Annotated in this window: 15 protein-coding genes; 5 read left to right on the top strand and 10 right to left on the bottom strand. The window is 38.5% G+C overall.

The genetic code is table 11. From position 1 onward, the window contains the following. Window positions 1-25 precede the first annotated feature (25 nt). The 3 genes from CA730_RS20145 to CA730_RS20155 all read right to left on the bottom strand — a co-directional run bounded on the left by CA730_RS20145 (window position 26) and on the right by CA730_RS20155 (window position 3,234). Window positions 26-751 carry an SDR family oxidoreductase gene (locus CA730_RS20145; RefSeq protein WP_096671672.1) on the bottom strand — a complete coding sequence of 242 codons (726 nt, stop codon included), beginning with the start codon at window positions 749-751 and terminating at the stop codon, window positions 26-28. 338 nt (window positions 752-1,089) lie between these two features. Then, window positions 1,090-2,070: an acetyl-CoA carboxylase carboxyltransferase subunit alpha gene (locus CA730_RS20150; RefSeq protein WP_015079153.1), complete on the bottom strand. Its 981-nt coding sequence runs from the start codon at window positions 2,068-2,070 to the stop codon at window positions 1,090-1,092. Between the two features lie 144 nt (window positions 2,071-2,214). Continuing rightward, entirely contained in the window at window positions 2,215-3,234 is a 1,020-nt protein-coding gene (locus tag CA730_RS20155) for a long-chain acyl-[acyl-carrier-protein] reductase (RefSeq protein WP_096669997.1), read from the bottom strand. 74 nt (window positions 3,235-3,308) lie between these two features. Between CA730_RS20155 and CA730_RS26170 the strand changes: the two genes are divergently transcribed. Next, a complete protein-coding gene (locus CA730_RS26170) occupies window positions 3,309-3,434 on the top strand; it encodes a hypothetical protein (RefSeq protein ID WP_269076485.1) in 126 nt (41 codons plus the stop codon). Between the two features lie 405 nt (window positions 3,435-3,839). On the opposite strand, the gene CA730_RS20160 is transcribed toward CA730_RS26170, so the two are convergent. Then, on the bottom strand, window positions 3,840-4,541 hold the full coding sequence (locus tag CA730_RS20160; protein ID WP_096669999.1) for an aldehyde oxygenase (deformylating): 702 nt from the start codon (window positions 4,539-4,541) through the stop codon (window positions 3,840-3,842). A gap of 131 nt (window positions 4,542-4,672) precedes the next feature. Here CA730_RS20160 and CA730_RS20165 point away from each other — a divergent pair, with 131 nt between their 5' ends. The 3 genes from CA730_RS20165 to CA730_RS20175 all read left to right on the top strand — a co-directional run bounded on the left by CA730_RS20165 (window position 4,673) and on the right by CA730_RS20175 (window position 5,920). Next, window positions 4,673-4,870, top strand: coding sequence for a hypothetical protein (locus tag CA730_RS20165; protein ID WP_096670000.1), 198 nt, complete (start codon window positions 4,673-4,675; stop codon window positions 4,868-4,870). A gap of 310 nt (window positions 4,871-5,180) precedes the next feature. Beyond that, window positions 5,181-5,597 carry a XisH family protein gene (locus CA730_RS20170; protein ID WP_096670001.1) on the top strand — a complete coding sequence of 139 codons (417 nt, stop codon included), beginning with the start codon at window positions 5,181-5,183 and terminating at the stop codon, window positions 5,595-5,597. Then, window positions 5,585-5,920 carry a XisI protein gene (locus tag CA730_RS20175; protein WP_096670003.1) on the top strand — a complete coding sequence of 112 codons (336 nt, stop codon included), beginning with the start codon at window positions 5,585-5,587 and terminating at the stop codon, window positions 5,918-5,920. The genes CA730_RS20170 and CA730_RS20175 overlap by 13 nt, the downstream gene beginning before the upstream one ends. 75 nt (window positions 5,921-5,995) lie before the next feature. On the opposite strand, the gene CA730_RS20180 is transcribed toward CA730_RS20175, so the two are convergent. The 5 genes from CA730_RS20180 to CA730_RS20200 all read right to left on the bottom strand — a co-directional run bounded on the left by CA730_RS20180 (window position 5,996) and on the right by CA730_RS20200 (window position 10,327). After that, window positions 5,996-6,340, bottom strand: a complete 345-nt coding sequence (locus tag CA730_RS20180; RefSeq protein ID WP_231939897.1) for a pentapeptide repeat-containing protein — start codon at window positions 6,338-6,340, stop codon at window positions 5,996-5,998. 458 nt (window positions 6,341-6,798) lie between these two features. Then, window positions 6,799-7,953, bottom strand: coding sequence for an iron-containing alcohol dehydrogenase (locus CA730_RS20185; protein WP_096670005.1), 1,155 nt, complete (start codon window positions 7,951-7,953; stop codon window positions 6,799-6,801). Between the two features lie 381 nt (window positions 7,954-8,334). Next, window positions 8,335-9,417 (bottom strand): AI-2E family transporter, encoded by a 1,083-nt coding sequence (locus tag CA730_RS20190; RefSeq protein ID WP_096670007.1) that lies wholly within the window; start codon window positions 9,415-9,417, stop codon window positions 8,335-8,337. A 73-nt stretch (window positions 9,418-9,490) separates the two neighbouring features. Next, window positions 9,491-9,919 (bottom strand): NUDIX hydrolase, encoded by a 429-nt coding sequence (locus tag CA730_RS20195; protein ID WP_096670009.1) that lies wholly within the window; start codon window positions 9,917-9,919, stop codon window positions 9,491-9,493. A gap of 3 nt (window positions 9,920-9,922) precedes the next feature. After that, window positions 9,923-10,327 carry a hypothetical protein gene (locus CA730_RS20200; protein WP_407919806.1) on the bottom strand — a complete coding sequence of 135 codons (405 nt, stop codon included), beginning with the start codon at window positions 10,325-10,327 and terminating at the stop codon, window positions 9,923-9,925. 241 nt (window positions 10,328-10,568) lie between these two features. Here CA730_RS20200 and CA730_RS20205 point away from each other — a divergent pair, with 241 nt between their 5' ends. Then, window positions 10,569-12,638: a prolyl oligopeptidase family serine peptidase gene (locus tag CA730_RS20205; RefSeq protein ID WP_096670011.1), complete on the top strand. Its 2,070-nt coding sequence runs from the start codon at window positions 10,569-10,571 to the stop codon at window positions 12,636-12,638. A gap of 135 nt (window positions 12,639-12,773) precedes the next feature. On the opposite strand, the gene CA730_RS20210 is transcribed toward CA730_RS20205, so the two are convergent. Further along, the gene (locus CA730_RS20210; RefSeq protein ID WP_015081375.1) at window positions 12,774-13,124 is read right to left on the bottom strand and encodes a DUF1257 domain-containing protein; all 351 of its coding nucleotides are present in this window, start codon (window positions 13,122-13,124) and stop codon (window positions 12,774-12,776) included. Window positions 13,125-13,136 lie beyond the last annotated feature (12 nt).

Raw genomic sequence — 13,136 nt, forward strand, 5'->3', positions numbered from 1 at the left:
AAAAGATAAATGACGAAATTACCAATTAGAGAACACCAGCATTGGAAATAATCGTCAATTCTTCAATTACTGCTTCTTGTGGTAATAAGACAGTGTGTAGAATTGTTGTGGCCACAATTTCTGGAGTTAACATTTGGGAACGGTCAAAGTTAGCCTGAACAGTTGGAGTATCCCAAATTGCCGTATTCACAGAACCAGGACAAATGGCAATGACGCGAATGCCATTAGCCCGTTCTTCTTGTGCGAGGGTTTGGGAGAGGAAAAGAAGTCCTGCTTTACTAACGCAGTAAGCGCCCCAACCTGGAAAGGTTTGTTTGGCTGCTATAGAAGCAATGTTAATAATTGTGCCTTGCCCTTGTTGGCGCATTCCTGGCAAAATTCCCATCATGCACTGAAAGACACTGGTGAGGTTCAAGTCAATGACTTGTTGCCAGTCTTCCAAGGGTGTTTCACTCAGGTTGCCTGTATATCCAATTCCAGCGTTATTAATGAGAATATTTATGTTGCCAAATTCATCAGCTATTCCTTGAATTTTGGATTTAACTTGGGTAACTTCAGCTAAGTCTAGACAAAAGGCTTGGGCTTCTACTCCTAACTCCTGTGCAGCTTTAGCTACAGACTCTAGTTTATCCTGAGAACGACTGACCAATACTACATCTATTCCAGCTTTGGCAAATGCTAAAGCTGTTGCTTTGCCAATTCCGCTACTAGCACCAGTAATTAAGGCGCGTCTTTTTTGCTCAGAATTCATGATATTTTCCAACTTTTTGGCAGCACCTTCAGCCAACAGCCACTCGTAAAATCAATTCAGAGGGAACAGGGAACGGGCAACTTTCTAACAGGAAAAACTCATGTTTAAAAACATGAGATTGAAATAATGACACTGTTTTTTTTCGTGCTACGCATCTTAAAAAACATCTTTTTTCTGACTGAAGCTCTAAACTCAGCAACATTTGTTTCTTATCTGTTCCCTGTTCCCTTTTTTTGTAAATACAAATGCCTATAGCTCTTGAAGATTGTTAAAAATCTTTAAGCAGCCATAGGCAATTATAGCATTGCTGTAATTCTATGCCATTTTCTGGAATATTTTTAGTGAGCAAGTTCTGTGAAAACGCCGATATTACGGAATTTATCATAACGCAGTTGGCGGCGCTCGGCTGGGGTGAGACGGTTGAGTTCGTCTAAGTTTTCCAGCAAGGCTTGTTTTAAGTTGGTAGCCGCTGTTAAGGGGTCTGAGTGTGCGCCACCCAAGGGTTCAGGGAGGATTTGGTCAATAATGCCTAAGTTTTTGAGGTCGTGGGAGATGATTTTCAGGGCTACGGCGGCTAGGTGAGATTTACTGGCATCTTTCCACAAAATTGCGGCGCAGGCTTCGGGGGTAGCTACGGTGTAAACTGAGTGTTCAAACATCAGCAGGCGATCGCCTACACCAATACCCAAAGCCCCACCAGAACCACCTTCACCGATAACTGTACAAATAATCGGTACGTCAAAACTGAACATTTCTCGGAGGTTATAGGCGATCGCCTCTCCTTGCCCTTGATGTTCGGCTTCTATGCCCGCCCAAGCCCCAGGAGTATCAATAAAGGTCAAAATTGGCATACTAAATTTATTGGCGTGTTCCATGAGGCGTAGAGCCTTACGGTAGCCACCAGGAGCCGCCATGCCAAAGTTCCGGGCAACGTTGTCTTTAGTATCTCGACCTTTTTGGTGTCCTAACATCATCACTGGTTGTCCAGCTATGCGACCAACGCCACCAACTAACGCCGGATCATCGCCACCACAGCGATCGCCATGTAACTCCATCCATTCATCACTGATAGACTGGATATAATCTAAAGTGCTAGGGCGGCGGGGATGACGAGCTACCTGCAATCGTTGAGATGGTGTCAGACTGCTAAAAATCTCTTCCCGCAATTGCGTCGCCCGCGTTTCTAATTGGCGAATTTGTCCAGAAACATCAACACCATTTTCTTCAGCCAATTGGCGAATTTGGTCAATCCGAGTGGCCAGTTCTGCTAAAGGCTTTTCAAAATCTAACAGTAGCGGTTTGCGCTCAGTGGTTGCCATAATTATGTTAGTTGTCAGTTGTCAGTTGTCAGTTGTCAGTTGTTGGTTGTCAGTTGTCAGTTGTCAGTTGTCAGTTGTCAGTTCTATTCTCTTTGCTACTGACCAATGACTACTGACCAATGACTACTGACCAACGACCAATGACTAAACTAGTAATGGTCTAAAACCGTGTTTAATGGACACTCGACCAATTTGCTCCATTTTGTCTACGGTAATCTGATTACGCCCCCAAGAAAAGTTTGTATATAACTTCTCAAACTCCAGCAGCATTGATTCGGCAAAACAAGCAAATAATTGCCGCCCTGGCACATCCATATTGACAATTTTCATAATTTTCCAGTCAATATCTAGGGAATGCTCCACAATGCCACCATTTAATACATATACCCCCGGATGCTGAACTTTTGTGCCTAAGTTTTTAGGATAGCCACCATCAATCAATAGGCAGGGTTGTTTTAATGTTGTTGGGTCAATTTCTACGCCTTTGGGCATACTCGCTACCCAGACGACAATATCCGCTTGGGGTAATGCTTCCTGTAACCCCATTATTTTACCCCGTCCTAGTTCTGCTTGTAGTTCTTCGAGACGTTCTTGGTTTCTCGCAATCAAGAGCAATTCTTGGACATCTGTTTTTTTATCTAACCAGCGAGTGACTGCGCTGCCAATATCCCCTGTTGCACCACACACAGCTACAGTTGCTTTGGACAATTCAATCCCTAGTTGTTTGGAAGCTTCTTCTACCTGCCGACAGATAATGTAGGCTGTATGAGTATTGCCTGTGGTGAACCGTTCAAAATCTAGGTTAATATTGCGGACTTGTTTGAACTGCTCTAAATTGAAGTTCTCAAAAATAATTGAAGAAAATCCACCCAAGGCTGTAATATCAATCCCATGCTTCTGAGCATGAGCCATAGCATTAAGAATTTTGCGCGTTGCGGCTTTAATGCGGCGATTAGCCAGCATTTCCGGTAAAAAGCATGATTCTACATACTTTCCTTCTATTTTCTGCCCGGTGATACTGGTGACAGTAATATGATCAACTATTTGCGGCGGGGCGCTACACCAAAAGTCTAGCCCTTGATCGGCATATTCTGGATATCCCAATTCTTGAGCTACTGATTGAGCGTGTTCTAAACTAGTCAGATGTCCAATTAAACCAAACATGGAGTGATATATTAGGCGTGTGCTGTCGTGCAAAACCAATTTTAGATTTTAGATTTTGGAAAAATCAAAAAACTATGCCAACTTTAAATCAGATACAGATACAGCAGGAGTCAGGAGTAAAACTGGCTTGTTGTCAGGCTTTAAATTTAGATCCTGTACCTCATCAATCTGCAATCTGCTATATGATGTCTAACTATTAAAAATACTACATAAGGTGTGCAAATAGTTCGCAATTCGTAATTAAGTAGGGTTTGCCGAAAAAGTTGTCTGTGATAAGAGGGAACAGGGAACAGGGAACAGGGAACAGTTTTCACTACCTTGATATCCTTGATTTCCCATATCCGACAAAGAGAAATGCAACCTTTTTGAGATACCATCAGCCAAAACCTTGCACTTTCTTGTTCCGAAAATCTGCGAAAACTTTATTAATAAACGGTTCTAGCTTTATTCAGCCAGCCCTAAGTAGGTGGAAGTCAGATCACCAAAAATATGTCAAAAAAAGTCAATAGGTCTTAAATCCTTTTTACCCCTGATCCCCTACTCCCTGCTCCCTGCCCCCTACTCCCTAAACCTGGGGTAACATAGTCGTCACCCCAAGGGCATTTTTAAGCGGCTACAAGTCCGTAGGCAGAAAGACGCATGATATCACGGGTAGTGAAGCCAATGTTACTTAAGGCTTCACCATATTGAATCATAAAATCTTCCACTAAAGCGTCTTTTTCCATTGCTAAGACCTTGGCATCATCTGCCACTTGATTGAGCATTTTCCATACCAGGGGCAGGTTTTGGCGGTTTGCTTCTTCTAACTCAGCTTTGGTTTCTTTTGTAAAGTTTTCTTGCAACCACACTTCACCAAAGTTGAGATGGCTGTATTCTTCTTTTACTACGCCTTCTGTGATTTTACGAGCAAAATCATCAGCGACTGGAATATAGATATTGTAGGCGGCGATCGCAAAACATTCGATAATTAATGATTGAATCAAAAGGCAGGTCACGACTTTACCTTCTTTAGCTGCGGCTTGGAAGTTGTCGTGTAGTCCCAAGAAAAACTTTTTCGCAAATTCTAAATCTGGATTCACTTTTAAGTTCCGTCCACAGGCTTCAAATCCTTTTTTGTGGCGACTTTCCATTTTCGAGAGGACAATTAGTTCCTTTTCCTGTGCCGGCAGTAGTTGAGCTAATGTAATGTAATTTTCGTGGGCTTCTTGTTCTCCTTCAATTACAATTGCATTGATGCGGCTATAAGCATCTTTATATATTTCACTTTGAAAATCAATTTTTTCAATTTGGTCTACAAGTTGCTGCATTGTCTGTATTACTCCGTTAACCCTGCTCATTTGATACAAAAACCTAACTTACCCGATAAATTTGGGGTAATTATCACTGTGATTTAATTTAACTTAACAAGAAACTATAGTTATTAGATTAGTTTTTACTGATGGTTGTACTACCAGAAAAACAAATGTATGAAGTCATAGCCAATGTCCAAGCTAAACTGGAATCTCAAAAACGCCGATTTTTGAGGCTGTTAGCAGCACGAACAGGTAAATTTAGAGTTTTGCTGCCGCTAATCGTGGTTTTTCTGACTTCCTTTGGGTTTGAAGTTACCACAAACAACAAAGACTTCCCAGAATAATGGGACTTTAGCCAATTACCCCTGGGGTGGGAGGGAAGTTTTTACTGAACTTTGAATATTCTACCTTAGTAGCGATCGCACTTACAGCTTTTCCAATTTTCACTTCGGCTTTAGCTTGATCTTAATTGGTAAGCAACATGATTTGTTTAAGCTTTTCTTGCTTGAAATTAATTGTAATTAATCATAAAACAATCGGCTTTACCGGAATAATGAAGGGGCTTACCAATAGTTTTTCGTTAATAATAGCAGCAGCGACAATTGCTACGATAGCCGTGATAGTGTTATTTTTAATTGAAACAATAAAATATCTATGTCAGCAAGAGATTTATTTCATCAAGCAGTTAGAACCGCATTAGAAAAAGAAGGATGGATAATTACAGATGATCCCTTAGAGGTAGAATTAGAGGAGATAACCTTTAGAATTGATTTGGGTGCAGAAAGATTAATAGCCGCAGAAAAAGGAGAACAAAAAATTGCTGTAGAAATCAAAAGTTTTGCTAGTAACTCGGCAGTCAGTGAATTCTATACAGCATTAGGACAATTTCTTAATTATCAAACTATGTTAGAAGAAATTGAGTCAGAGAGAGAATTATATTTAGCCGTTCCCAAAGATGCTTATATTTCTTTTTTTCAAACTCGATTTGCTAAAATTACTGTAAAAAAATATCAAGTTAAAATCATAGTATATAATCCAGATCAGGAGGTAATCATACAATGGCAAACATAGAACATTATCGTCAGTGTATTCAAACCATCATCAAAGAACATGGTAAATTTAAGCCCAAATACGACGAAATAGATAATGAACTGATTTTTGATACTATTCATGATCATTATCAACTTATGCGTGTTGGTTGGGATGATTTAAGAAGAGTTTATCATAGTGTCATTCATTTCGATATTAAAGATAACAAAATCTGGATTCAACAAAATATGACAGAATCAGATTTAGCTCAAGAACTTGTAAATATGGGAATAGGAAAAGAAGATATTGTTTTTGGTTTACAACCACCCTATAAACGTCCTTATACCGGTTATGGTGTAGCTTGATTTTTGAATGTTTCAGTTCAGTTGTCAGAATCAGGATTTTGATCACGTATTTGACGATTTATTTTTGCTCTATGTTTAAGGATGAATTGTGCCATCAGGCATCATTGCCCCTTGAAGGTTTGCTCCTGATAGGTCTGCTGCTGATAGGTTTGCTCTTGAGAGTTTTCCTTCTGACAAATTAGCTTCTGAGAGTTTACTTCCTGATAGGTTAGCTCCTGATAATTTGCTTAGTGAAAGATTAGCTTTTGACAGGTTGGCTCCTAACAATTCGACTTCTGATAGGTTAACCCCCAGCAATTCGGCTCCTGACAAGTCACATTTAACACACTTTTTTGTCTTCAATAGCTGCTGAATATGTGCAAGATTTGCAGCATATACAGGTACGGTGACTAAACTAAAAATAGTTGTAATAATAGTCAAAGAAATCTTGTACCCCGCTTTCCGCACTTCATTTTGTAATACGCGAATATTTCCATAATTTTATTTTTTATCGTTTAATAAAACACATATTTTATCCATCATTTTAGGTATTAATATTGAACAATTTAACCCTTGTTAGGAATAATTCTTGAAAAGATGGATACTACATTGTGAAGTGCGGAATATGGGTTGTACATCCACTGATTCCCCTTCTCTAAGTTGTCTGAAGTTACAGGTAAATAGCATATTCAGTATCACTACTCAATTATAACTCCATCATTTCATTACTCAGAGATTTTATGTAAATGAAATACGTTAACCCGGCGGTTAGAAACCGCGTCTACACAGGCAAAACCCACCTGCGTGGGTTTCAAATCCTTGATTTTTCCTTAGTCCGCGCAGGCGGACTTTGTTTGTGTAGCCGTGAATTCCATTCGCCAGGTCTTAAGTTGAAACTTTTAAGCACAAAGAGCTAAAATCTGTTCAACAACTTGCGGGTTAACATCTTGATGTTCTCCCAAAGCCGTCATTCCATGTTTCTCTAAGTTTTTGATAACTGCGGGAATGGTTTCTACTCCCACACCATAATCAGACAAATGAGTGCGAACACCAACTGATTCAAAGAAATCACGAGTTTTAGTAATTGCAGCATTTACCCGTTCCTCTTCCGAACCACCGACAATTTGCCAAACCCTATCTGCATATTGTAGAAGTTTTTGCCACTTGCGATCGCGTCTAATCGTCAAAGTTCCAGGTAACACAACCGCCAAAGTTTGAGCATGATCCATACCATGCAACGCTGTCAACTCATGGCCTATCATGTGTGTGGTCCAGTCTTGAGGAACACCAGCCGCAATTAACCCATTTAACGCCATTGTTGCCGACCAAACCAAATTTGCTCGCGCATCATAATCTGTAGGATTAGCTAAAGTTTTTGGTCCTTCGGAAATCAAAGTTTGTAAAATTGATTCAGCCATGCGGTCTTGTAATGGTGCATTCACCGGATAGGTCAAATACTGCTCCATCACATGAGTAAAAGCATCAACAATACCATTGCTAATTTGCCGAGGAGGCAGGGAGAAAGTTGTTTCTGGGTCAAGAACCGAAAATTTCGGAAACACCAAGGGACTAGCGAAAAATAACTTTTCTTTAGTTTCCCACTTAGTCACAACTGAATTTGTATTCATTTCTGAACCAGTCGCAGGCAAAGTCAAAACCACCCCCATTGGTAAAGCCGAAGTTACTGATGCGTGCTTTGCTAAAATATCCCAAGGGTCGCCCACAAAAGGAACAGCAGCCGCTATAAACTTAGTCCCGTCCGCAACAGAACCACCACCCACAGCCAACAGAAAATCAATCCCTTCTTTGCGGATTAACTCAACCGCTTGCATCAAAGTTTCAAAATGAGGATTAGGTTCAATACCGCCGAACTCAAATACATTTCTACCAGCCAATACCGATTTTACTTGATCATAAACCCCATTAGCTTTAATACTACCACCACCGTAGGTAATCAGAATTTTTGCATCTGCCGGTATTTCTGAACCAATATTAGCGATTTGACCCTTACCAAACAGGATTTTAACTGGGTTGTAAAAAACAAAATTTTCCATAAATTTAGTCACTCAAGAGAATTAGATTTCACCTTGAATATTGTAATGACATTCTTGATTTTTGTGCCTGTACCTACAGAATACTATTTTCCCACAATCTGATTAAAAATTTCATAATGGTTGCCATTATCTGGTAATAATTCTAAGTCTGTGATTGTCCAGCGAACTCCCTCATATACCTGACTCATACAGCCTCCTGTGGAGTGATATGAATATTTTAGTTATTACTGAAATTTGTGAAAATCACATTACTAGAACCTACTTGTAACTTGTAGGGTGCGTCAGACTCAATAATTTGACAAAAAATAGATTCCCTCAACCTGACGCACCACAATTAATTAAGTTATTCCCAAAACATAAAACAGCTAAATTCCATTCATATCATAATTCTTGTATATATTCACTATCAACAGCAGTTTTATTAAATTCACCATTACGCCAAGTATCCGCCATATCTTTAATAAAACTAGCAAGAGGAATAGCAACCAATAAACCCAAGATACCGCCTAACTTTGCTCCTATCAATAAAGAAATTACCACCCATACAGGATTTAAACCAGTTAAATTTCCTAAAATACGTGGAGCAATAATATTAGAATTAATTTGATCAATAGCCACACCTATAGCCGCAACCTCTAACCCTAAACCAAAGTCTTTTAAAGTTATTAATAAACTCACAATACCAATACCAATACCAGTACCAAAAGGAAATAGCGAAAACAAGCCAATTGCTATCCCAAAAAGTAGTGATAAAGGCACTCGTAAAACGACAAAAGCCAATGTTATAGATACAGCCAAAATAGCCCCTAAAGTAGCTTGACCAATGAAATAATTATTAAAATCTTCCCGCAGCAATTTCCGTACCTTTTTCGCTGTTTGTGGCGGAAACCAAAGATAAATACCATTCCATAAACTTTCACCATTCAATACTAAATAAATAGTCAAAACTATAGTGATTAATAAATTAAATAAATTACCAATAGTATCGAAAGCAAAACCTAAAATCTTGCCAGTGAAAGATTGCAATTGACTAGATATTTTTCCTAAAATTTCCCCAGCCAATCCACTTAAATTTACTGGTAATTGCTGGGTGGATGCCCAATTTTGCAAAGCTTCTATTTGTTGAGTTGCCGATTCTATCCAATAGGGAAGAAGATTAGCTAACTCATTCAATTGTTCGAGAATAAGTGGTAGTAGAATCACACCTACAGCACCCAAAATAATAATAGATAACAGTAATACGACGACAACTGCTAAAATTCGAGGTACTCCACGTTTTTGAAGAAGTTGAATGGGATAATCTAGCACAAAAGCCAGAAGAATAGCAACGGAAATTACACTAACTAAAGGCTGAAAATAGTTAATGAATTGAATTAGTAACCATCCATTTAAAAGAATCACAGGAAAGGCTAATCCTATGTTTAACCATTTAGGTGAATTTGGTAAATTTTTTACTGGCTGCATGGAATTTATTAATAATCTAAATTTTGGCAAAATATCTAGAAAACTTAAAAAGGTTGTAAATTGAATTATCAGACTATAGAGTTTTGATGAAATCCAGCATAATTTTTCGAGGTAAAGCTGCTAAAGGTCTGATTTGTCCGGCTTTTTCAGAATAATATTCACCCTTGTCAATATCTTCTGCTGTTAATAAGTCTAAATCCCACCCTTCTGAAAGTACAAGTTGATTGACTGGGACTAACAATGGTGCTTGAAATACATGACGCACAGCTTTTTCATCGCTATAAATTCCAAATTTTGTAAAATCAGTTAACTGATAACCAATTTCTTCCATAACCTCTCGCTGAACGGCTATTTCTGGAGTTTCCCCCGGTTCTAGATGTCCACCGAATAAAGCCCAACAACCAGGAGCAATAATATTAGGAATATTATCCCGTAATTGCATTAAAAACTTATTTTCTTGACAAAGAATGGTAACAGCTACATAAGCTAATTGACTATTCATAAATTACTTTTCCTCTAAATAAAGTTCACCATATTCTTTGCCAGCCAAAGGGACACTTTGGTACTGAACATTGCCCTTCAATACTACCTGTTCTCCAACTTGAAAATCGCCCTGATTAGTGATCACCCAAATTTTCCCAGTTGAATCATTAATTTGATATGCTTTTTTCTTAATTAACGGAGCATATTTTTCTACTTTACCTTGAATGTAAACTGGCGTGTCCTGATTTTTTTTGGTAATTTTTTGAATCTGTGTTACATTAGCACCAATATTGAAATTTTGAAGATTGATACCAGAATTTACTCCCTTACCACAAGCATAAAGTCCCGTTACCAGAGAGAAAGATAGTCCCACAGTAAAAATTTTTGCTGGTGGCATCAAAGCTATAGATTGAGCTATTTTTTGTATTACTGCCAATTTTATCTCCAGGTTACAGAAATTACTCGTTATTGATCATAATGTTATTTGGTCGCAAAAAGATAGTGATTCTGTCAAAATCATGAAGAGATGAATAAATTATCAGCGATACCTTCAGTTAGTAACGTTCTTGTCTTTCTTGTTGGAGAATAAGTTAATATCGGATATAATGGCTTTTTTATGTTATTAATTAATTTATACCAATTTAGTACAATTTACTTATCCTAAATTTATGTCTAACTCTAAACAACCTCTGACTTATCCTACCGTTAGCAAAAGTGAGCAAGTGGATAATTATCACGGAATTGCGATCGCCGATCCTTACCGAGCCTTAGAAGACCCGGATACAGAAGCAACAAAAGCTTGGGTAGAAGCACAAAATCAAGTTACCTTCGGCTATTTAAACGAAATTCCTGCCAGAGAAAACATTAAACAGCGGCTTACCAAACTTTGGGATTATGAAAAATATGGAACTCCCTTTAAAGAAGGTGAAAGTTACTTTTATTTCAAAAATAATGGACTGCAAAATCAAAGTGTTCTCTATACTCTGCCAAATTTAGATGCGGAACCCAGAATTGTACTTGATCCTAATCAACTTTCAGAAGATGGAACAATTGCCCTTTCAGGAATTTCTATCAGTGAAAATGGTCAACTTTTAGCATACGGTTTATCTAATTCTGGTTCAGATTGGCAAGAATGGAAAGTTAGAAACATTGCCACAGGTGAATATCTACAAGATCATCTCCAATGGATTAAATTTTCTGGTGCTTCTTGGACTCATGATCATCAAGGGTTTTTCTACAGTCGTTATGATGAACCAAATGAAAAAACCAAATTAGAAGATGTCAATTATTACCAAAAACTTTATTATCATCAACTTGGTACACCCCAATCAGCGGACATCTTAATTTACGATCGTCCTGATGAAAAAGAATGGGGGTTTTCTGGGAATGTCACAGAAGATGGCAAATATTTGATAATTTCCATCTGGCTAGGAACTGACTCCAAAAACTTGGTTTTTTACAAGGATCTAACAAATGAAAATTCTGAAGTCATCGAACTAATTAACCAATTTTCAGCAAATTACAGCTTCATTGATAATGACAATCATATTTTCTACTTTCGCACAGATTTCAATTCTCCAAAAGGTAGAGTTATTGCCATTGATACGAAAAATCCAACTTCCGAAAATTGGCAAGAAATTATTCCTCAAGCAGCAGAAACATTAGAAAGTGTCAGTATCTTAAATAATCAGTTCGTGGCTGATTATTTACAGGATGCCCATAGCCAAATCAAAATATTTGATCTCAAAGGTAATTTTATTCGAGAAGTAGAATTACCCGGAATTGGTTCAGCCAGCGGATTTGCTGGTAAACGGCATGATACAGAAACATTTTATAGTTTTACCAGCTTTACTACCCCCGGAACTATTTATCGGCATGACATGAAAACAGGTAAAAGCGAAATTTTCCGGCAGCCAAAAGTAGATTTTAATGCTGATGAATATGAAACAAAACAGGTATTCTATGCCAGTAAAGATGGTACAAAAGTGCCAATGTTTATTACCCACAAAAAAGGAATTAAATTAGATGGTAACAATCCCACCTACCTCTATGGATATGGTGGTTTTAATATCTCCTTAACACCAAGTTTTTCTGTTAGCCTGTTAATATGGCTAGAAATGGGGGGAGTCTATGCTGTTCCTAATTTACGTGGTGGTGGTGAATATGGAGAAGAATGGCATCAAGCAGGAATGAAATTGCAAAAGCAGAACGTTTTTGATGATTTCATTGCTGCGGCTGAATGGTTAATTGCCCATAATTACACCCAACCTGCCAAATTAGCCATTGGTGGAGGTAGTAATGGTGGTTTATTGGTGGGTACTTGCATGACACAACGCCCTAATTTGTTTGGTGCAGCCCTACCCGCAGTAGGCGTTATGGATATGTTGCGCTTCCATAAATTTACCATTGGCTGGGCTTGGGTGGCTGAATATGGTTCTTCAGAAAACCCAGAAGAATTCGCAACTTTATATGCTTATTCACCTTTGCATAATTTGAAGCCGGGAACAGCTTATCCAGCTACATTAATTACTACCGCAGATCATGATGATCGTGTAGTGCCTGCTCACAGTTTTAAATTTGCTGCGGCTTTACAAGCAGCGCATAGTGGCGATGCACCTGTATTAATTAGAATTGAGATGAAGGCAGGACATGGTGCTGGTAAACCAACAGCAAAAATTATTGAGGAAGCAGCAGATAAATGGGGTTTCTTAGTTAAAGTTTTGAAAGTTGAAATTTAATTTGTCGTTTTAATAAGTCACCCGTGATGTTTCATAATCATTACTCTGATGAAAAATTTACCCACAAAAAAAAGCGGGCTAACCGCTTATTAGAAGGTTAACCCGTTTGACTTTGGGAACGTGCTACAGAAATTGTTACTGCAATACCAACTTAACATTGGCATTTTGCAGACCGCGCTGTTTTACTTCAGCCAAAGTCTTGTTAACGGCATATTTTTGATTGATAGAGTTGATCAACTCGGTCTGGTTGTGCTTCTTAGCAACACCCCAAAGGTCAGCAATGAGGTCAAAAGAACCGTCACTGTTACGAGACCAACCTAGATCGTACTCGCCTTCCAATACAGCAACGATGTCGGAACGGAGACGCTGACCATTATAACCACGAACATCAGCTTCAGTCTTTACGCTGATACCTAAGTCGCGCAAAGAAGACTTGAGAATTTCGGCATCGGTGATCTTGGTACGCAGAGTGCTAAAGTGAGACATTTGGGTTTCCTC

This window comes from Dolichospermum compactum NIES-806, assembly GCF_002368115.1.
Classification (GTDB): Bacteria; Cyanobacteriota; Cyanobacteriia; order Cyanobacteriales; family Nostocaceae; genus Dolichospermum; species Dolichospermum compactum.